At 61.2% G+C, this 21,324-nt stretch carries 16 protein-coding genes; 8 read left to right on the forward strand and 8 right to left on the reverse strand.

Annotation, left to right across the window (positions count from 1 at the left end; translation table 11 throughout):
- Positions 1-79: 79 nt before the first annotated feature.
- Entirely contained in the window at positions 80-244 is a 165-nt protein-coding gene (locus IB238_RS06395; protein ID WP_192244575.1) for a hypothetical protein, read from the forward strand.
- 83 nt (positions 245-327) lie between these two features.
- On the opposite strand, the gene glp is transcribed toward IB238_RS06395, so the two are convergent.
- The 5 genes from glp to IB238_RS06420 are packed head-to-tail and all read right to left on the reverse strand — an operon-like array spanning position 328 to position 5,817.
- A complete protein-coding gene (glp, locus tag IB238_RS06400) occupies positions 328-1,563 on the reverse strand; it encodes a gephyrin-like molybdotransferase Glp (RefSeq protein WP_192244577.1) in 1,236 nt (411 codons plus the stop codon).
- Between the two features lie 2 nt (positions 1,564-1,565).
- Positions 1,566-2,066 (reverse strand): cyclic pyranopterin monophosphate synthase MoaC, encoded by a 501-nt coding sequence (gene moaC / locus IB238_RS06405; RefSeq protein WP_192244579.1) that lies wholly within the window; start codon positions 2,064-2,066, stop codon positions 1,566-1,568.
- The gene (trpC, locus tag IB238_RS06410; RefSeq protein ID WP_192244581.1) at positions 2,063-2,878 is read right to left on the reverse strand and encodes an indole-3-glycerol phosphate synthase TrpC; all 816 of its coding nucleotides are present in this window, start codon (positions 2,876-2,878) and stop codon (positions 2,063-2,065) included. The genes moaC and trpC overlap by 4 nt, the downstream gene beginning before the upstream one ends.
- A 16-nt stretch (positions 2,879-2,894) precedes the next feature.
- Positions 2,895-3,911, reverse strand: a complete 1,017-nt coding sequence (gene trpD, locus IB238_RS06415; RefSeq protein ID WP_192244583.1) for an anthranilate phosphoribosyltransferase — start codon at positions 3,909-3,911, stop codon at positions 2,895-2,897.
- Positions 3,912-3,933: 22 nt separating this feature from the next.
- Entirely contained in the window at positions 3,934-5,817 is a 1,884-nt protein-coding gene (locus tag IB238_RS06420; protein WP_192244585.1) for a peptidylprolyl isomerase, read from the reverse strand.
- Between the two features lie 323 nt (positions 5,818-6,140).
- Between IB238_RS06420 and IB238_RS06425 the strand changes: the two genes are divergently transcribed.
- The 5 genes from IB238_RS06425 to IB238_RS06445 all read left to right on the forward strand — a co-directional run bounded on the left by IB238_RS06425 (position 6,141) and on the right by IB238_RS06445 (position 12,490).
- Positions 6,141-7,784, forward strand: a complete 1,644-nt coding sequence (locus IB238_RS06425; protein WP_192244587.1) for a Na/Pi cotransporter family protein — start codon at positions 6,141-6,143, stop codon at positions 7,782-7,784.
- Positions 7,785-7,858: 74 nt separating this feature from the next.
- On the forward strand, positions 7,859-9,238 hold the full coding sequence (gene glmU, locus IB238_RS06430) for a bifunctional UDP-N-acetylglucosamine diphosphorylase/glucosamine-1-phosphate N-acetyltransferase GlmU (protein ID WP_192244589.1): 1,380 nt from the start codon (positions 7,859-7,861) through the stop codon (positions 9,236-9,238).
- A 213-nt stretch (positions 9,239-9,451) separates the two neighbouring features.
- Positions 9,452-11,278 (forward strand): glutamine--fructose-6-phosphate transaminase (isomerizing), encoded by a 1,827-nt coding sequence (gene glmS, locus IB238_RS06435; RefSeq protein WP_192244591.1) that lies wholly within the window; start codon positions 9,452-9,454, stop codon positions 11,276-11,278.
- The gene (locus tag IB238_RS06440) at positions 11,275-11,769 is read left to right on the forward strand and encodes an N-acetyltransferase (protein WP_192244593.1); all 495 of its coding nucleotides are present in this window, start codon (positions 11,275-11,277) and stop codon (positions 11,767-11,769) included. Before glmS ends, IB238_RS06440 begins: the two co-directional genes overlap by 4 nt.
- 22 nt (positions 11,770-11,791) lie before the next feature.
- Positions 11,792-12,490 (forward strand): DUF502 domain-containing protein, encoded by a 699-nt coding sequence (locus IB238_RS06445; protein WP_192244595.1) that lies wholly within the window; start codon positions 11,792-11,794, stop codon positions 12,488-12,490.
- A 10-nt stretch (positions 12,491-12,500) separates the two neighbouring features.
- Here the strand turns inward: IB238_RS06445 and recG are convergent, their stop codons facing one another.
- A complete protein-coding gene (gene recG / locus IB238_RS06450; RefSeq protein ID WP_192244597.1) occupies positions 12,501-14,606 on the reverse strand; it encodes an ATP-dependent DNA helicase RecG in 2,106 nt (701 codons plus the stop codon).
- Between the two features lie 171 nt (positions 14,607-14,777).
- Between recG and IB238_RS06455 the strand changes: the two genes are divergently transcribed.
- Together IB238_RS06455 and mfd are read left to right on the forward strand one after the other, a co-directional pair.
- On the forward strand, positions 14,778-15,095 hold the full coding sequence (locus IB238_RS06455) for a succinate dehydrogenase assembly factor 2 (RefSeq protein WP_192244599.1): 318 nt from the start codon (positions 14,778-14,780) through the stop codon (positions 15,093-15,095).
- Positions 15,092-18,598 (forward strand): transcription-repair coupling factor, encoded by a 3,507-nt coding sequence (gene mfd / locus IB238_RS06460; protein WP_192244601.1) that lies wholly within the window; start codon positions 15,092-15,094, stop codon positions 18,596-18,598. Before IB238_RS06455 ends, mfd begins: the two co-directional genes overlap by 4 nt.
- A gap of 73 nt (positions 18,599-18,671) precedes the next feature.
- Here the strand turns inward: mfd and IB238_RS06465 are convergent, their stop codons facing one another.
- On the reverse strand, positions 18,672-19,343 hold the full coding sequence (locus IB238_RS06465; protein ID WP_192244603.1) for a DsbA family oxidoreductase: 672 nt from the start codon (positions 19,341-19,343) through the stop codon (positions 18,672-18,674).
- Positions 19,344-19,459: 116 nt separating this feature from the next.
- Entirely contained in the window at positions 19,460-21,259 is a 1,800-nt protein-coding gene (locus IB238_RS06470; RefSeq protein ID WP_246723599.1) for an extracellular solute-binding protein, read from the reverse strand.
- Between the last annotated feature and the right edge of the window lie 65 nt (positions 21,260-21,324).

Genomic DNA, 21,324 nt, shown 5'->3' on the forward strand with positions numbered 1-21,324 from the left:
ACTGTCCGTTGTCGTGGCGTTTACCCTGTGTACTGCGTCGGTATCCGCGACAACCAGTAAACCCTTGACGGGAGAGGCTATGCAAAAAGGTCCGAACGCGCGTGAGGCGATAACGAGAGAATATGCCCGTCTCAAGGCAAAGGGCACGCGCGAGGCGCTCGAGCTCTTCATCGAACGTCATCCAGGCGATCCTCTGGCCGAAAAGGCAAGGGAAGAGATAGAGCGGCTATACGACAAGAACTGAGCGCGGGAAGGCTATGTACTTCAGTTGCCCATAAGATCGAGATGCTCTGCTAGGCCACCCGTGCAGCAGCAAACTTACTGCTATCAACAGACGCTGCCGGTGGGCCGCGGCCGAAGCAAGAGGATCTCGCAGGGGTCGCCGATTTCGGCTCTTTCCGCACGTGGTGGCCGGACGATTAGGCAGTCGGCCGCGGCAAAGAGCTTCATCATCGAAGAATCCTGTGCCTGAAAGGGGGTTGCCTCCAGTACGCCATCGCTCCGCAGCTCAACTTTTGCACGCACATAGTCCTGGCGCTGGTCGTTGGCCGGAAGGGGTGCACCTGCGACGGCGAATGTGCGGCGATCCGGCTGCGGCATTCGCGCAAGCTGTCGGACCAGCGGCTCCAGGAAAAGCAATGCACAGACCATGCTGGAAACCGGGTTACCGGGAAGGCCGAGGATCTGCATGCCGCCGAGCTTGCCCACCATCAGGGGTTTTCCGGGGCGCATCGCGATTTTCCAGAAATCGAGCTCCATGCCGGCCGAGAGCAGCACCGGCTGCACGAGATCGAGGTCGCCGACGGAGGCGCCCCCAAGCGTCACCAGCACGTCTGCGCCACAAGCTTTCGCCCAGTCAACCGCGTCGAGGATTGCGTTTGGATCATCGGCAGCGATGCCGAGATCGATCACCTCCGCGCCGGCCTCGCGCGCCAGTGCGGCGACACCATAGCTGTTCGACGCCACGATCTGGCTTGGCCCAAGGGCCGATCCCGGCGGAACGAGTTCATCCCCCGTCGCAAGCAGCGCCACCTTCGGCCGCGCATAGACATTGAGCACTGGATGGTTCATTGCTGCCGCCACGGTCAGCCTTCCCGCATCGAGCAGGTCGCCATGCTCCAGAACAGCTTCACCTTCGACAAAGTCCTGGCCGCGCGGGCGGATGTGTCGGCCCTTTGGCGGCACGAAAGCCGTACGGATCCGGTTGTCATCGAGATTTTCGGCGTCCTCCTGCAGAAGGACGGTGTCGGCGCCAGCGGGCAGTGGCGCCCCGGTGAATATCCGAACTGTCTCGCCCGGGCCGACAGAGCCCGTGAAGGCATGCCCGGCTGCCGATCGCCCGATGACCCGCAGCACCGTACCGACCTGAAGGATGTCGGCGTGTCGCAGCGCATAACCGTCCATCGCGGAATTGTCGAAAGGCGGCTGCGTCAGCCGTGCGACGACATTGCTCGCCAGAACCCGATCGCAGGCTTCGTGCAAGGGCACGCTCTCGGTTCGCTCAGGTGGTCTTGCCGCCTTCAGCAAGCGCTCGAGTGCATCCTCGACCGGTAGTAGCGCCATCGTCAGCTGTCCTCCCCGCGAAGATAGTCGCCGGATTTTCCGCCAGATTTTGCCAGCAACCGAATACCGCTGATTTCCATTTCCCGGTCGACTGCCTTTGCCATGTCGTAGATCGTCAGGCAAGCGACGCTGACGGCAGTCAGCGCCTCCATCTCAACGCCGGTACGTCCGGTCAACTTGGTTGTCGCTTCGACCCGAAGGCCGGGCAGGGCGGGATCCTCGGTAATGTCTACTGTGACCTTCGTCAGCATCAGCGGATGACAGAGGGGAATCAGGCTCGCTGTCTGTTTCGCAGCCATGATACCGGCAAGGCGGGCGGTGCCGATCACATCGCCTTTCTTTGCGTTGCCTTCCCGGATCAGCGCCAGCGTCTCCGGGCGCATCCGTACAGTCCCTTCTGCAACGGCAACCCGGACAGTTTCGGCTTTTTCGCCGACATCGACCATGTTGGCTTCACCAGAGGGGCTGATGTGGGTCAAGGCACCGCCGGCGGGCTTCATCATTCGGCCGCCATCATGGAGGAAGTGCCGGTGAGCAAGGCGCGCGTGGCGGCGGCCACGTCATCCTGGCGCATCAGGCTTTCGCCGACGAGGAAGGTGGAAATCCCGGCGGCCTTCAGCCGCTCGCAGTCGGCGTGGGTGAAAATGCCGCTCTCGCCCACCAACAGACGGTCGTCGGGAACCATCTTGGCCAGGCGTTCGGAGACGGCCAGATCGACCTCGAACGTCCTGAGGTTCCGATTGTTGATGCCGAGAAGCTTCGATTTCAGTTTCAGGGCCCGCTCCATCTCCGGCTCGTCATGCACTTCCACGAGAACATCCATTCCGAGGGAGAAGGCGTGGTCCTGAAGCCGTTGTGCTTCATCGTCGGAAAGCGAGGCCATGATCAGCAGGATGCAGTCGGCGCCCCAGGCCCGTGCTTCCTGGACCTGATAGATATCGAACATGAAGTCCTTGCGCAGCGCCGGCAGATCGCATGCCGCACGCGCCTCGGTCAGGAACTTCGGTGCACCCTGGAAGCTCGGCTGATCCGTCAGGACGGAGAGGCAGGCGGCTCCGCCCGCCTGATAGGCCCTGGCGAGTGCCGGCGGATCAAAGTCCGACCGGATCAGGCCCTTGGATGGGCTTGCCTTCTTGATTTCCGCGATCAGCCCAAACGCGCCGTTGGCTTTCTTTGTAAGGAGGTTTGCGAAAAAACCGCGCGGCGGCTCCTGATCGCGGCTAATGGCGCGCAGATCGGCGAGCGGAAGACGCGCTTTGGCGGCCTCGATTTCTTCGCGCTTGTAGGCCTCGATCTTCTTGAGAATGTCGGTCATGGAAAAAAGCCTATCCTTAATCGCCGGCGTTGGAAACCGCGATAAGCCGGGTGAGGGCTGCTCGGGCACCGCCGCCTTCGAGTGACTGCCGGGCGATGTCCATGCCTTGCGCGATCGAGCTCGCCTTTCCGGCGACGATCAGCGCGGCGGCCGCATTGGCAAGCGATATGTCGCGATAGGGCGTCTCAGCGCCGGAGAGGACAGCAAGGAGCGCCTCGGCGTTGTGGGCGCCGTCGCCACCACGGATGTCGTCTAACGTCACCTGTTGCAGGCCGAAGTCGGACGGCGACAGCGCGAAGGTCCGGATCTTGCCGTCCTCAAGAGCGGCGACCTGCGTCGTCCCCGTCGTCGTGATCTCGTCGAGGCCGGAGCCATACACGACCCACACGCGCTCGGAACCAAGGTCGCGCAGAACTTCGGTGACCGGCACCAGCCATTGTGCGGCGTAGACGCCGACCAGCTGGAATTTCACGCTGCCCGGGTTTGACAGCGGGCCAAGCAGATTAAAGATCGTGCGCGTGCCGAGTTCGACGCGCGACGGGCCGACGTGCTTCATCGCCGGGTGATGCAGTTGTGCGAACATGAAGCCGAGACCGGCCTCTTTCACGCACCGAGCGATCGCCTCCGGCCCGATGTCGAGCTTGACGCCCAGGCAGGAGAGGGCGTCCGCCGTTCCGGATTTGGAACTGAGCGCCCGATTGCCGTGCTTGGCCACCGGCACGCCGGCGCCGGCGACGATGATCGAGGCAAGCGTCGAGATGTTATAGGTGCCCGCACCGTCGCCGCCCGTGCCGACGATATCGATCGCATCGGCGGGGACGGTAACCGGCAGCATCCGGGCCCGCATCGAACTCACGGCCCCATACATCTCGTCGACTGTTTCCCCGCGCACCCTAAGCGCCATGAGGAAGCCGCCGATCTGCGAGGGGGTCGCCGAACCGGACATGATGATCTCGAAGGCGGCACGCGCCTCCTCACGATCAAGCGGCTGTCCTGTGGCAACCTTGGCGATGAATGGTTTCAGGTCAGACATGTCCGCTTCCGTGGGGCTGTTTTTATTGCATGCTGCGTTCTGCGAGCGAGCGGTTGATCGAGACACCGTAGGCCGTCTGAAGACTGCTGACCATCTGATCGAGAATGTCGTCGCCGCTGGCACGTGCAACCGCCTCGATCTGCTGGTCTACGTTGGTGAGCGCATCACCCGCAGCATCGCTGTTCACGTCGGTGACCTGCAATACGATCTGGCCTTCGCCGCCGACGCCCGCTGTGTTGGCGACGTGACCAAGCGGTCCGGCAAAGGCGGCGGCGACCGCTGCCGGGCTGAGAACAACGTCTTCCACACCCCGCCGTAGACCGGCCTTCGTTTCGACCGCGATGCCCATATCGGATGCGATGTCGGCGATCTTTTCGCCCTTGCGGACCCGCTCAGCAACTTCGGCGGCCTTCTTGGCCAGCGCCTCGCGCTGCTGTTCCGCAGTCCAATCCGCCACCACCGTCTCGCGCACTTCGTCCAAGGTGCGATCGCGTTCGGGGAAAACATCGAGAACCTCGTACCAGACATAGCCGTCTCGGCCATAGTTCACCGGCGCACTTTCGAGCCCGACATCGGTCTTGAAGACTTCGGCGAGCAGGGCGCTCTCTTCCGGCAGGCTGATATCCTCGTTATCCTTACCCTTGCCGGTGCTGTCGACGGCCTCGATCGTAACAGCCTTTAGCTTCGTCTGGTTGGCTGCTTCCTCGATCTTCGCGCCGTTTGCCTGAGCGTCCTCGAAGCGGTCATGGACTGCCATCAGATCCTGGCTTGCCTGCGCGAGTGCCATCTCGTTGCGCAGTTCTTCCTTTACCTCTTCGAAGGTTTTGGTCGATTCGGGGCGGATGTTCGTTGCGCGCAGGATGAGGGGGCCGAACATGCCGTCCACGACCGGAGACGTGCCACCTTCTGCGGCAATCGCAAAGGCAGCCTCGGCCAGCGTCTGGTCCGGCATCGTCGCCTTGCTGAAATCGCCGAGCAACACATCGGTTGCCATTTTGCCCTGCTCGGCAACCAGCGCATCGAACGTCGTGCCGGAAGCGAGTTTCGTGGCCGCTTCGTCCGCAGTCATGCGGTCGGGGAACGTCAATTGCTCGACGGTGCGCATTTCAGCTGTGCGGTATTTGTCCTTGTTCTTCTCGTAATCCTCGCGCAGCGCAATATCATCGATGCCAGACGGGTCGGCGATGTCCTTCGGAGAAAGCGCCACATAGACGATCTTGCGGTACTCCGGCGCGCGGTACTTGTCCTTGTTCTTTTCGAACCATGCGGAGATCACATCGTCAGCCGGCGTCTTGACCGGATCAATATTGGCGTTGGAGAGAAGCAGATAGTCCAGGCTGCGGGCCTCGTTCTGGTACTGCTTGATGGCGTTCGTCAGCGTTTCCGGCGCCTTGTAGCCATCGGAAACGGCCTCTACGACCTGGCTTCGGACTGCCACCTGACTGCGGTTGTTGATATAGTCGTCTTCACGAAGGCCGGCATTGCGAAGAATGGAGGAGAACGCAACGCGATCAAATTTGCCGTTCGGCCCCTTGAAGGCCGGATCGTCGGCTATCAGCTGCGCCAGACGGTCCTCGCTGAGGCCAAGGCTCATGTCCTGGGACAGTTGATCCAGTGCGGCACCTGCGACGAGTTCGGCAAAGACCTGGTTTTCGACGCCGAGCGCACGAGCCTGTTCACTCGTCAGCCGGGTGCCGAAACGCTGCGACAAGGCGGAGAGTTGACGCTCGTAGGCCAGGCGGAAATCGGTCGGCGAAACCTTGACGTCGCCCACCGTCACGACCGCGTTCGATGTGCCGGTAACAAGCGAACTCGAAATTCCCCAGACGCCGAAAGAGGCAACCAGGATGAGCAACAGGGCTTTCGCGACCCAGGTCTGGGCGCCTTTTCTCAATGATTCGAGCATACTTCGCATTCCTCGCGGGGTCGGCGGCTTGCCGAGCGGAGTTCGTCTCTTAACGGAAAGTTCCGCAGATTAGAAGTATGATCGGGTGACCGAAATGGAGGTGGATGCGTTGTCAGTGGCGGAGGTCCTCCGCCGCGATTACCGACACGAAATCGTCCTGCTGCCGCAAATCGGCGAGTTCTCGACGATTTCGTTCGCCGGCAAAAGATTTTATTCTGAAATAATTGATGAATTGCAGAATAAGTGCATTCTGCGAGGTTCGCGTCGGCGATGTGCCCGGACGTTATCATCAGAATGCTGGGCAGACCCGGAAAGGCATTTGCATGGAATCGACCATCGTGATGATCAACCTCTTCGGTGCGGTTGCCCTGCTGCTGTTCGGTCTGGCGCAGGTGAAGGACGGCGTTACGCGCGCCTTCGGCGGTCGCCTCCGCAAAGGGCTTGCGCTCGGCACGGGCGGGCCGTTCCGCGCCTTCGTGGCTGGCTTCCTGTCGACGATTGCCCTGCAAAGCTCAACCGCAACCGCGCTGATGACGGCGTCTTTCGTCGAGAAAAACCTCATTCGTTCGCGTATGGCGCAGATCGTGTTACTGGGCGCCAATGTCGGGACGGCTGTGACCGCCTGGATTGTCGCGACCGGGATCGAGTGGGTCTCGCCGCTGGTCATCCTGATAGGTGTTGTCCTCTACAGATCAAGATCGACTGTACGGCAGGGGGCGGGCGCCGCGATGGTTGGCGTGGGTTTGATGCTGCTGTCGCTCCATCTCTTGAGCCTTGCGACCGAGCCGATGCGCCAGTCGCCGGCGCTGGCTGCATTCCTGACCCTGCTTGACGGCGCCTGGCCTGTGGCATTGGCTTTCTCCACCGTGCTCGCCTTCATTTCTTCATCGAGCCTTGCCGTTGTCGTGCTGATCCTGTCGCTGACGACGATGGGCATCCTGTCGCCTGCATTGACGATCGTGCTGGTGCTCGGTGCCAATCTCGGTGGCGCGATTCCGCCCGTGATCGCAACGCTCAAGTCGCCGGCCCCCGCGCGCCGCGTCACGATCGCAAATCTGCTTGTGCGGGCGGTCGGCTGTGTGATCGCGCTTCCGTTCGCCGGGATGGCTGCCGACGCGCTCGCCCAATTGCCGTTGCCGGCCACGAAACTGCCGGTCGATGCCCACCTAGCCTTCAACATCGTCGTGGCAATGATCTTCTGGCCGCTCTCGCCTGTGCTCGCGCGTCTGATGGAGCGCCTCGTGCCGGACGAACCGAAGGGGGAAACCGGACCGCAATACCTAGAGGAGACAGCGCTTGCGACTCCGGTCGTGGCGCTTTCGGGGGCAACCCGGGAAGTCCTGCGCGTCGGTGATCTCATCGAGACGATGCTGATCCATACGATGAAGGCCTTCGAGGAGAACAGTCTTTCGGAACTGGAGAAAATCGGCTCCTACGAGAAGCAGGTCGATGAGTTGCAGCAGGCGATCAAGATTTATCTCTCCCGCCTCGGCCACCAGGGGCTGAATGAAGAGAATTCCGCCAGGTCGATCGTCATCATCGACTATGCGATCAACCTCGAGCATATCGGTGACATCATCGAGAAAGGCCTGCAGGAGCAGGTGCGTAAGAAAATCGTCAACGGATTGCGCTTTTCTACCGATGGTTATGCAGAACTGACCGGGCTCTTCAATCTGACCGTCGAGAATCTCCGTATTGCCCAGACGATCCTCGTCACCCGCGATTTTGCCCTGGCGCGGCAACTGGTCGAGGTGAAGGTTGCGGTGCGGCGCATGGAGAAGGAGTCGTCCGAGCGCCACCTTGCACGCCTGCGCGATGGTCGCCTCGACAGCCTGCAGACGAGTTCGCTCCATCTCGACATGCTTCGGGACCTGAAACGGATCAACGCGCATCTGGTGTCAGTTGCCTATCCCATCCTCGACGAAAGCGGACTTCTCGTTGAAAGCAGGTTGCGCGGCACGGAATAGGCTTCATTTCCCTTTGTGTTAGATGATGTGCCCTTGCTATGAAACGGCACCATACGCTCGAAACGAGGATAGCAATGCAGAAGGACGAGACGAAACGCAGTTGCCTGGCCGTCATTCTGGCGGCAGGCGAGAGCACCCGGATGAAATCGTCCCAATCGAAGGTGCTGCATTCGATCGGCAACCGTCCGATGATCGCGCATGTCGTGGACGCACTGGCCGGGGCCGGGATTGCGGACGTGGCGCTTGTGCTCGGCCGCGACGCAGAGAAGGTGGAAGCTGCCGCCCGCAATCAATCCGTGCGCTCTGAGACCTACATCCAGACCGAGCGGCTCGGTACGGCGCACGCGGTGCTCGCGGCGCGCAACGCTATAGAACGCGGGTATGACGACATCCTCGTCGTGTTCGGCGACACACCGCTTCTGACGGCGGCACCGCTTCAGGCGGCGCGAGCCGGCCTGGCCACGGGCAGCCACGTCGTCGTCGTCGGCTTCATGGCCGCCGATCCCCACGGCTACGGCCGACTGATCGTTGAGAACGGCGAACTGGTCGCGATTCGCGAGGAGAAGGACGCCACACCGACAGAACGCAAAATCGCCTATTGCAACGGTGGCCTGATGGCGATCGATGGCCGCAAGGCGCTGGCGCTGATCGACAGGATTGGAAATTCCAACGCCAAGGGTGAGTTCTACCTCACCGACATCGTCGAGGTCGTCCGCGCTTCCGGTGGACGTGCCACGGCTGTCGAAGCACCCGAGGAGGAACTGACGGGCTGCAACACTCGTGCTGAACTCGCATTCATCGAGCGGCTTTGGCAGCAGCGCAGGCGCACGGAGATGATGCTTTCCGGCGTATCCATGATCGCCCCTGAAACTGTATTCCTGTCGTACGATACGAAGATCGATCGCGACGTGACCATTGAGCCGAACGTCGTGTTTGGTCCCGGCGTGACGGTGGAAAATGGTGCAGTGATTCACGCGTTCTCGCATCTGGAAGGCGCTCACGTCGGAGCAGGGGCGGCCATCGGCCCGTTCGCACGGCTGCGACCGGGTGCCAATCTCGGTGCCGAGGCCAAGGTCGGCAATTTCTGCGAGGTGAAGAAGGCGGAGATAGGGGCAGGGGCCAAGGTCAATCATCTGACCTATATCGGGGACGCGTTCATCGGCGCAGGCAGCAATATCGGCGCCGGCACGATAACGTGCAACTATGACGGCATCAACAAGCATGAGACCCACATTGGGGCAAACGCCTTCATCGGTTCGAATTCCGCACTGGTGGCACCTGTCACGATCGGCGACGGCGCCTATGTCGCTTCCGGCAGCGTTATCACCCAGGACGTTCCCCACGACGCCGTTGCCTTCGGCCGCGCCCGGCAGGAAAACAAACTCGACCGCGCGAAGGTGATCCGTGAACGCAATGCCGCGATCAAGGCCGCAAAGAAGAAAGCCGCGGAATAGCTGGCCAGCGGCGTTAACGACTGAAACCGAAAGTGAGCGCGAACCCGTTGCGCTTATTGCAAAAATCGCTACCTGAAGGCGGATCTATTCACCGCAACTCTCCGAAAGACGGAATCGATTTCCGCCTCGGAGTATGCGCCGATAAAAAAGCGTCGACTGTCCCTTGTTCATCTGGGGATCGAGAGAGGCGCAGTCCCAAGACGGAGTGATTTCATGTGCGGTATTGTCGGCATCGTCGGTAGCGAGCCTGTCGCGGGGCGTCTCGTGGAGGCGCTCAAGCGGCTCGAATACCGAGGCTACGATTCTGCAGGTGTTGCAACCATTCGGGATGGACGGCTCGAGCGCCGCCGGGCCGAGGGCAAGCTCGTCAATCTCGAGGCGCGACTTTCCGAGGAGCCGCTTCCCGGCACGATCGGTATCGCCCATACACGCTGGGCGACACACGGTGCGCCGACCGAAGGCAACGCGCATCCGCATTTCACCGACGGGGTCGCCGTCGTGCACAACGGCATCATCGAGAACTTTTCCGAGATCAAGGATGAGTTGATCGAAGGTGGCGCGCAATTTGTAACGCAGACCGACACCGAAGTGGTCGCCCAGCTGCTGGCCAGCCTGCGGCGCCAAGGCCATGGCCGCCGCGACGCCATGCTGACGATGCTCCAGCGTGTGACGGGCGCATACGCGCTGGCCGTGATGTTCGAGGATGATCCGTCAACGATCATGGTTGCGCGAAATGGACCGCCGCTTGCCATCGGCCACGGACAGGGCGAGATGTATCTCGGCTCGGACGCGATCGCGCTCGCCCCCTTTACCTCCGAGATCACCTATCTTGTCGATGGCGATTGGGCTGTGGTTGGCAAAAACGGCGTGCATATCTTTGACCTTGATGGCAATCCAGTGGAGCGCCGGCGCCAGGTCTCGAACGCTTCCGCCTACATGATTGACAAGGGTAACCACCGCCATTTCATGGAGAAGGAGATCCATGAACAGTCGGAAGTCGTGTCGCACACGCTGAGCCATTATATCGACTTCATCGAAGGGAGAGTGAAGAAGCCGGCGGAAGGGATTGATTTCTCGTCTGTAACTGGTCTCGCACTTTCGGCTTGCGGCACGGCCTATCTCGCCGGTCTCGTCGGCAAGTACTGGTTCGAACGCCTGGCGCGCCTGCCGGTGGAAATCGACGTCGCCTCCGAATTCCGTTACCGCGAAATTCCGCTCAACCCGCAATCTGCGGCGCTGTTCATTTCGCAATCCGGTGAGACGGCCGACACGCTGGCGTCGCTGCGCTATTGCCGAGAGGTGAGCCTTAAGATCGGCGCCATCGTGAACGCACCCGAATCGACGATCGCGCGCGAATCCGATGTCGTTTTCCCGACGCTGGCCGGGCCGGAAATCGGTGTCGCCTCGACCAAGGCCTTCACCTGCCAGCTCGCCGTTCTTGCGTCGCTGGCGATCCAGGCCGGCCGCGCCAGGGGGACACTGAGCGAAGCGGATGAGACCGCTTTCGTCCGCAGCTTGTCGGAGACACCGCGCCTTATGGCGAATGTGCTCAACACGATCCAGCCGTCGATCGAACATTTGGCGAGGGAGCTCTCCAAGTGCAAGGACGTGTTGTATCTCGGGCGTGGCACGAGCTATCCGCTGGCCATGGAAGGCGCGTTGAAGCTCAAGGAGATTTCCTACATCCACGCCGAAGGCTACGCGGCCGGCGAACTGAAGCATGGGCCGATCGCCCTGATCGACGAGAACATGCCGGTCATTGTCATCGCGCCGTTCGATCGCTTCTTCGAAAAGACCGTCTCGAACATGCAGGAAGTGGCCGCGCGAGGCGGACGCATCATCTTCATCACCGACGAGCGAGGTGCGGCGGCAACGAAGCTTGAGACCATGGCGACGATCGTCCTGCCATCGGTGGACGAGATCATCGCGCCGATGATCTTCTCCCTGCCAATCCAGTTGATCGCCTATCACACGGCCGTCTTCATGGGCACGGACGTCGATCAGCCTCGCAACCTGGCGAAATCGGTGACGGTGGAGTGATCATTCGCGACGAGACAGCCGCCGACATCGAGGCCATTCGGACGCTGACGGCCGACGCGTTTGCGGACATGCCCTATAGCGACGGTTCCGAACCCGCAATCATCGATCGATTGCGGGCCGCGAACGCCCTAACACTGTCTCTGGTGGCTGAAGACGGAGGCACCGTCATCGGCCACGTTGCTTTCTCGCCTGTGACGATCTCCGTCGAAGACGCGGGCTGGTACGGGCTCGGGCCGATCTCCGTGCTTCCGCCCCTCCAGCGCGGCGGCATCGGCAGCGCATTGGTGAATGAAGGGCTTTCACGCCTTCGACGGCTTGATGCCAAGGGATGCGTACTCGCCGGCAATCCCGACTACTACTCACGCTTCGGCTTTGCGATCGATCCTGGATTCACATGCCCGGGGATACCGCAGGAGTATTTCATGCGTCTGGCGTTTTCACCGGTTTACGCGGGCGGGACGGTTACCTATCATCCAGCTTTCTACGGCTGAGACGCGCTGCGGCTGGATCGCGATGACCGAGATCATTCCCAGACTTTCCGTGGCCATGCGGCTGCGCAACAATTTTCTGACCGGGCTCGTCATCTGCGCGCCGATCGCTATCACGATCTGGCTGACATGGGCTTTCATCGACTGGGCTGACAGTTGGGTAAAACCCTACATTCCCAATCGCTACAACCCGGAAAGCTATCTCCAGTTCGCCATCCCCGGATTTGGTCTTCTGATCGCGCTGGTCGTGATCACGCTTGTCGGCTTTCTCGGCAAGAACCTTATCGGCCGCTCGATCTTCAATTTCGGCGAATCGATTCTCAACGGAACTCCGCTGGTTCGCACGGTTTACAAGAGCCTGAAACAGATCTTCGAGTCGGTTCTGAAGGAGAAGGGCACGTCCTTCAACAAGGCAGGACTGATTGAGTATCCGAGCGCCGGGCTATGGTCGATCGTCTTCATCGCCACCGATGCCAAGGGCGAGATGAAATCGAAGTTCGACGCGATGGGGCGCGACATGGTCGCCTGCTTCCTACCGCCGACCCCTTTTCCCACGGCCGGCTACCTCGTTTTCGTCCCGCGCGAAAAGATCGTGCTGCTCGACATGAGTGCCGAGGATGCGGCGAAGCTGATCATTTCGGTCGGTCTCGTCACGCCGCCGGACCAACTCCTCGCACCACCAACGCCACTTTCGACCAAGCTAAAGCAAAAATTTAAGAAGTAGCTGGAAGCAATCAACCTGCACGCAGGAAGCGGATCGCTTCGTCGCGTCGATAGATGTAGAGCAGCGTGCGCAATGCGCTGCCGCGTTCAGTGGTCAGTTCCGGATCCTTTTCCAACGAGTAGGCAGCGTCCTTTCGGGCAATCTCCAACAGATCCCCATGCGCTTCGAGACTGGCGACAAGAAAACCGGGTGTGCCCGACTGCCGGGTACCGAGCAGTTCACCCTCGCCGCGCAGCTTGAGGTCTTCTTCGGCAATCCGAAACCCATCCTCGGTCTCGCGCAGGATGCCGAGCCGTGCTCGCCCGTTTTCACTGAGCGGACCTTTATAGAGCAGGATGCAGGTAGAAGCGCCATCGCCGCGCCCCACTCGGCCGCGCAACTGATGCAACTGGGCCAATCCGAAGCGCTCGGCGTGCTCGATGACGATGATCGTCGCATCGGGTACGTCGACGCCGACCTCCACAACGGTCGTGGCAACGAGCAGACGGGTCTCGCCATTCTTGAAGGCGAGCATGGCTTCGTCCTTCTGCGGCCCGTTCATACGCCCGTGGACGAGGCCGGTTTTGTCTCCAAACACGCGCTCGAGCGTCGCATGACGTTCTTCGACCGACATCAGGTCCGATTCTTCGGTCTCCTCGACCAAAGGGCAGATCCAATAGGCTTTCTTGCCCTCGGCAATGGCGGTGCGCAAACGTTCGACGATCTCGCCGGTTCGCTCCTGCGGTACGATGACGGTCTGGATCGGCTTGCGGCCGGCGGGTTTCTCGGTGAGCTTTGATACGTCCATGTCGCCAAAGGCGGCCAGCACGAGCGTGCGCGGGATCGGCGTTGCCGTCATCACCAGCATGTGCGGCGAAATGCCCTTCGCCGTTAGACGCAGGCGCTGATGCACGCCGAAGCGATGTTGTTCGTCTACGACGGCAAGTGCGAGATCGCGGTAGATCACAGTGTCCTGGAAGAGCGCGTGCGTACCGATGACGATGTTTGTTTCGCCCGAGGCAATCCGCTCAAGGATCTGGTCGCGCTCTCGACCCTTTGTGCGCCCGGTCAGGACGTCGATGCTCATGCCTGCCGGTTCGGCCATCCGAGACAGTGTGGCATGGTGTTGACGGGCAAGAATTTCGGTCGGCGCCATCAGCACGGCTTGTCCGCCCGCCTCGACGGCTGCCAGCATCGCCATCAGGGCCACTGCCGTCTTTCCAGAGCCGACGTCGCCCTGCAGCAGGCGCAGCATGCGCTGGTCGGTCGCCATGTCCTTCAGGATTTCGGCAATTGCGGTGGACTGGCTGTTTGTCAGCGCGAAGGGAAGTGAAGCCTGGACCGGCTGGCTGAGTTTCCCGGTGGCGACCACCGGCCGGCCGGCGACGCGGCGCAGGTTCTGCCGCACGAGCGCTAGCGAGATCTGACCTGCGAGGAATTCGTCATAAGCAAGCCGTCGCCGTGCGGGCGCTTGCAGGTCGAGGTCGAGCGCGTCACGTGGATGGTGCAGCGCTATGAAGGCCTCGCTCGCGTACGGAAAGCCCTGTCGCGAGAGCATCGCGTCATCGATCCACTCCGGCAGTTGCGGAATCCGGGAAACAGCGGCTTCGATTGCCTTGCGCAGGGTGCGAGGGGAAAGCCCCGCAGTCAGTCCGTAGACGGGCTCGACCAGCGGCATGGCTTCCGCCTCGGAAGCCTTCACCATGTAGTCTGGATGGACCATGGAGGCCCGACCGTTGAACCAGTCCACCTTGCCGCTGACGATGACCTGCTCGTCCACTGGTAGTGCCTTCGCCAGCCAGTCCCCCTTAGCGCGAAAGAAGGTCAGTGCCAACTCCCCGGTATCGTCGTGCAGGAAGACACGGTAAGGCACGTTCGATTTGCCGCGCGGCGGCGGCTGATGCCGGTCGACGCGACCGGATATCGTGACGATCACGCCCTGCGGCGCATGCGTGATTCCCGGTTGGTGGCGCCGATCGATCAGGCCGTGCGGGGTGTGAAAGACGAGATCGATGACCCGGCAGTCTTCGATGCTCTCCTGGCCCAGCAGCTTGGCAAACAGATCGCCCATCTTCGGCCCGATGCCGGGCAGGGAAGAGAGGGAGGCGAAAAGGGGATCGAGCAGGGCAGGACGCATACGGACAAAATGCGCTAGACAATTGCAACTTGGCAAGGCTGACAATCCGCTTTCGAGCGTCTATAGAGACGCGAACGGCAGCCGCCGGACTTCCGGACGGCGCCCTTCGCCAACATGGCGCGCGCCCATCGGATGCGTGCCAAGTCTCCGAATGCGGGAAAGACAGCAGGCATGACCGGAAGCACACGCTCCAGCGCAGACATCGAACCGCGCCGCAAGCGCATTCTCTTCCGTTGCTGGCATCGCGGCATCCGCGAGATGGACCTAGTACTCGGCGCGTTCGCAGACGCTGAAATCGCGACCCTTTCCGACGCAGAGCTCGACGAACTGGAAGAGATCATGGCCGAGGACGACGCCGATCTCGTCAAGTGGGTGACGGGCGAACGACCGGTTCCGGAACGGTTTCTCAAAGGGCTCTTCCCCCGTATCCGTGCGTTCACCCCGGATTTCTCCCCGGTGACGGTGGAGACAATCGGGACACAGCGATGATACCGGGGCTGGATACCGCAGCACTTGCGACAATTGGCCAACCTGCCACGATCGGCGCGGTGCCGAGCGGCGGCGAACCGCTGGTGCTCGTGGAGCTTGCACGTAAGGTCGGCCCTATTGCTTTTGTGATGTCGGACGGCCAGCGCATTGCCGACATGGAACAGATGCTGGGCTTCCATGCGCCCGACATTCCGGTGTTGACGCTGCCCGGCTGGGACTGCCTGCCATATGACCGTGTTTCGCCGAGCGCTGACACATCCGCGAGGCGGCTTTCCGCACTGTCCGCGTTGATTGCGCACAAGGAGAAGCCGCATCCGGCGATCGTGCTCGTCACCGTCAATGCCATGCTGCAGAAGATGGCGCCGCGCAAGATCATCGGGAAGCTGGGGTTCTCGGCCCGACCCGGCAACCAGGTGCGGATGGACGATCTGGCCGCGCGTCTCGAGCAGAATGGTTTTGAGCGGGTGGCGACCGTGCGCGAGGTCGGCGAGTATGCCGTCCGTGGCGGCATTCTCGACGTCTTCGTGCCCGGCAGTGCCGACCCGGTCCGGCTCGACTTCTTCGGTGACACGCTTGAAAGCATTCGTGCATTTGACCCGGCCAGCCAGCGTTCTACCGGCCAGGCGAAGAGCCTCGACCTCAACCCCATGAGCGAGGTGACGCTGACGCCGGAGACGATCAGCCATTTCCGCACGCAATATCTGTCGCTTTTCGGTGCCGCCACCCGCGACGACGTCCTGTACCAGGCCGTCTCGGAAGGCCGGCGTTATGCCGGCATGGAACACTGGCTGCCGCTGTTCTACGACAATCTGGAAACGGCGTTCGACTATCTTGAAGGGTTCCGGATCGTAACCGATCACACCGCCCGCGAAGCAGCAGCCGAGCGCTCCAAGCTCGTCCGTGACTATTACGAAGCGCGACTGAACTCGGCCTCGGCGAAGGGGCAATTGGCGCAGGCGACGCCTTACAAGCCGGTTCCACCCGAACAGATCTATGTCGATGACGAGCGGTTTTCAGCGCTCCTTAATGAGCATGATGCAATCCGTATCTCTCCCTTCAACGAACACGAAGGCGAAGCCCGGCGCGTGTTTCCGCTCGAGGCGCGCGCCGGTGCGCGCTGGGCGAAGGCCGCGAAGGAGGGCGAGACCGACTACGATCGGGTCAATGTCTTCGACCAGGTGGTGAAATACATCGCGAACCTGCGTTCCTCCGGGAAAAAGGTGCTGATCACCGGTTGGAGCGAGGGGTCGCTTGATCGCCTGATGCAGGTGCTCGCCGAACACGGCCTGGGCAACGTTGTGGAAGTCCCGGATCTGGCTTCGCTGCGCAAGCTGAAGCCGGGCGAGGCGGGTTCGGCCGTACTCAGCCTTGAAAACGGGTTCGAGGCGGGCGATCTCGTCTTCATCGGTGAACAGGACATTCTCGGGGACCGCATGGTTCGCCGTTCGCGCCGCCGCAAACGCGGCGCCGATTTCATCGCCGAAGTCGCAGGCCTGGATGAAGGCAGTGTTGTCGTCCATGCGGAACACGGCATCGGCCGCTTTGTCGGATTGCGGACGATCGAGGCTGCCGGTGCGCCGCATGCCTGCCTGGAACTGCTTTACGCCGACGATGCCAAGCTGTTCCTCCCGGTCGAAAACATCGACCTGTTGTCGCGCTATGGCGGCGAGGGGACCGATGCGATCCTCGACAAGCTTGGCGGGGTCGCCTGGCAGGCACGCAAGGCAAAGCTGAAGAAGCGGCTGCTGGAGATGGCGAACGGCCTGATCCAGATCGCGGCCGCCCGACTTGTGCGCCACGCGCCGGTGCTGACCGCGCAGGACGGTACATACGACGAATTTGCCGCCCGCTTCCCCTATGACGAGACCGATGACCAGGCGAATGCGATCGATGCCGTTCGCGAGGATCTCGCCGCCGGCCGGCCGATGGACCGGCTTGTCTGCGGTGATGTCGGCTTTGGCAAGACCGAGGTGGCGCTGCGAGCGGCCTTCATCGCCGCGATGAACGGCGTTCAGGTCGCCGTTGTCGTCCCGACGACACTTCTCGCCCGCCAGCACTTCAAGACCTTTTCGGATCGCTTCCGCGGGTTGCCGATCCGCCTGCAGCAGGCATCCCGGCTTGTTGGCTCCAAGGAACTGGCGTTGACGAAGAAGGAGGTGGCGGACGGCAAGACCGACATCGTCGTCGGAACGCATGCCCTGCTTGGAAGCTCGATCAATTTTGCCAATCTCGGGCTCCTGGTGATCGACGAGGAGCAGCATTTCGGTGTCAAGCACAAGGAGCGGCTGAAGGAGCTGAAGAGCGATGTTCACGTCCTGACACTGTCGGCGACGCCGATCCCGCGCACCCTGCAGCTTGCCATGACCGGCGTGCGCGAGCTGTCGCTGATCACCACGCCGCCGGTCGATCGCATGGCGGTTCGCACCTTCATCTCGCCATTCGATCCACTGGTGATCCGTGAAACACTGATGCGTGAGCATTATCGCGGCGGACAGAGCTTTTACGTTTGTCCGCGCCTCAGCGATCTTGCAGAAATTCAAGACTTCCTTCAGCAGGATGTGCCGGAGCTCAAAGTGGCGGTCGCGCACGGGCAGATGCCGGCAACCGAGCTCGAAGACATCATGAATGCCTTCTACGACGGGCGCTACGACGTGCTGTTGTCGACGACTATCGTCGAGTCGGGCCTCGATGTGCCGACGGCGAACACGCTGATTGTCCATCGCGCAGACATGTTCGGGCTGGCGCAGCTCTACCAGCTCCGCGGCCGGGTCGGGCGCTCGAAGGTGCGGGCATTCGCGCTTTTGACGCTGCCGGTGAACAAGAAGCTGACGGCCCCAGCCGAGCGGCGGCTGAAGGTGCTGCAGTCGCTTGATACGCTTGGGGCCGGCTTCCAGCTCGCAAGCCACGACCTTGATATCCGTGGCGCCGGCAACCTGCTCGGCGAGGAACAGTCCGGTCACATCAAGGAAGTCGGCTTCGAACTCTACCAGCAGATGCTGGAAGAGGCAGTGGCGGAGATTAAGGGCGACGAGGAGATCGTCGATACCGGCTGGTCGCCGCAGATTTCGGTCGGCACGCCGGTCATGATTCCGGACGACTACGTGCCCGACCTGCATCTGCGCCTTGGTCTCTATCGCCGGCTTGGCGAGATCAACGATCTGTCGGAGATCGATGCCTTCGGCGCTGAATTGATCGACCGATTTGGGCCGCTGCCCATCGAGGTTCAGCATCTTCTGAAGATCGTCTACATCAAGTCGCTCTGTCGCACGGCCAACGTCGAGAAGCTGGACGCGGGCCCGAAGGGTGTCGTCATCCAGTTCCGCCACAAGGAGTTCCCGAATCCTGCGGCGCTCGTGGGCTATATTGCCAAGCAAGGCACGCTGGCGAAGATCCGATCAGATCAAAGCCTGTTCCTGTCGCGCGATTTTCCGACGCCGGAGAAGCGGCTGACGGGGTCTGCGCAACTGATGACTCAACTCGCGGCGCTGGCGAAACAGGCCTGATCGCGTCTTGGCTTGTGAGATTCGGTGATGAAGGCGGGCGGCATGATCCTCGCCTGCCCCTATGACAGCGGCACTAGGACTGAGACGATGCCTCGACCCTCTTCAGCGCCACCACCTCGCGCAATGCACCGGCAAGCACATCGCTCGCCTGTGCTCCCATCACCGCATATTTGTTGTCGATGATGAAACAGGGCACGCCCGTGACACCCATTTCGCGTGCCATGCCGATTTCTTCCTTGACGGAATCGATATCGGCGCCAGCCGAAAAGAGCGCGCAGACGACAGCGCGATCCATGCCGGACCTTTCGGCGATATCCAGCAGAACGGTGCGGTCGCCAATGTTCCTACCGTCCTCGAAGTAGGCCTTGAACAGGGCGAGTGCGACACTGTTCTGCACCTGCGGTCCTTCGATCATCGCCCAGCGCATCAGGCGATGCGCGTCAAGCGTGTTCGGGCTCAGGCCGATCCGATCAAAGTGAAAATCAATACCGTCCTCGTGGCCGAGCCCGGTCAGCATCTGATGCGAGCGTTCGACTGCCGCTTCGCCGCCAAGCTTATCGGCGAGGTGTTTCTTGTGATCGACGCCCTGCGCCGGCATGTCAGGATTGAGCTGGTAGGGACGGAAGGTGACCGCTACGCTCACCTCGCTGGAAACAGCCTCGATAGCCTGCTCCAGCCTCTTTTTGCCCAGGTAGCACCACGGACATACAACATCGGAGACGACATCGATCGTTACGGTTTCCATTTCCCGTCTGTCCTCTTGCACTACACCTGTCACAGCCCCGAAATAGTTGCGGCGAGGCTGATCTTCAATGGATACCTGCCAGCTATCGCCAGAATTGGCGATGACATCGACCGCTTCTATTGAGCGCGCGCGTCCCACCACACAGGAAACTGGTACCCATAGAGCGGCATCGTGTCCGGATGGGAGATGTAGTCGTGCCGCGCCACCCACTGTTGACCGAGATGGTAGAGCGGCAGGACATAGTGGTTGGAAAGCAGTATGCGGTCATGGGCGCGCACCGCGGAACGGAAATCCTCGGTACTGCGCGCGTTCAGGATCGCATCCACTAGCCGGTCGACGTCCGGATCGTTGGCCCCGGCAAAGGCTTCGCTGCCGTCGCGGTCGCGGAAATCGGAGCGCCAGCGCGTCGCCTGTTCGATCCCCGGTGACAGCGACGACGCATAAGCTCGGATGATGACGTCATAGTCAAAGCTCTGCGAGCGGCTCTGATACTGCGAATCATCGACCGTGCGGACGGACGCACGAATGCCGAGCGCAGTCAAAAATCGCTGGTAGGCGAGGGCGAGTTTCTCCTGGTCGGCATTCTGGGTCATGATTTCGAAGGCCAGCGGCCTGCCCGAGGCATCGCTCATCACGCCGTCCTTGATCGTGTATCCCGCCTCTTTCATCAGCATCACTGCCTGCTTCAGAACCTTGCGGTCGCGGCCGGAGGCATCGGTGACGGGCCAACGATAGCTTCCGTCCAAAATGGCGGGCTCGATACGGGCGAGCGCTGGTCCCAAAAGTTGCCGCTCGCTGTTATCCGCGGCAACACCGAGGGAGGAGAGTTCGGAATTCTGCCAGAAGCTCTCCGTCCGTTTATAGGCTCCTTCGAACAGGTTCTTGTTCACCCACTCAAAGTCGAAAACGAGCGACAGTCCATGGCGCAGCCGGACGTCGGAGAACATGGGGCGGCGGGTATTGAAGACGAAGCCGAGCATGCCGGAGGGAACTTGTGGCTTGAACGTGTCCTTGAGAATGGCTCCGGATGCCACCGCCGGAAAGTTGTATCCCCGCGCCCATTTCGTCGGATTGCCCTCCTGGAAGACGTCGACGTCGCCCTTCTTGAAAGCCTCGAACAGGGAGTTTTCCTGCAGGAAGTACTCAACTGTTATCTGATCGTAATTGTCGAAGCCGATCTTCGAGGGAATGTCCTTGCCCCAGTAGTCGGGATTGCGCTCGAAGACGATCTTCTCCCCGGGCTTCACCTCCTTGATGCGATAGGGGCCAGATCCGAGAGGGAAACTCAGGGTCGTGCGATCAAACCCGTCAATCTCGGTCGCGTGCTTCGGCAATACCGGAGAAAGGGCAAGCAGCAGCGGCGATTCGCGGTCGGCCTTGTCGTTGAAGGTGAAGCGGACGCTGTTTTCGCCAACCTTTTCCATCTTCTCTACAACATCGAGCCGGCGGCTGAAGGGGGAGCGCCCCTTGTCGCGCAGGAGTTCGAAGGAAAAAATGACGTCCTCGGCGGTCACCGGCTGTCCGTCCGCCCAGTGCGCCTTTGGGTTGAGATTGAACTGGATGAAGCTGCGCTCGTCGTCCCACTCGACCGTTTCGGCCAGGAGGCCGTACATGGAGAACGGCTCGTCCCGCGAACGCTGCATCAATGATTCGATGACGAGATTGCCGAATTCGGGGTCCCACATGCCGCGAGCTGTCGTGCGCATGCTTTTGAGAATGAAGGGGTTGAGATTGTCGAAGGTGCCGACGACACCGTAGGTGATCTTGCCGCCCTTCTTCACATTCGGATTCACATATGGAAAATGCTTGTAGCCCGGCAGCAAAGCAGGCTCGCCATGCATCGCGATCCCGTGCAACGGCGCAGCATTTGCGATGCAAACAGGCTGTATCGCAAGTCCGATGAAAAGCGCTGTCAGTAGAACCCGCAAAATGAATTCCTCTCAAGGCTGAAGGACGATTCGGCGAGAACTTATATGGTTGC

It is taken from the genome of Rhizobium sp. ARZ01 (genome assembly GCF_014851675.1).
Classification (GTDB): Bacteria; Pseudomonadota; Alphaproteobacteria; order Rhizobiales; family Rhizobiaceae; genus Mycoplana.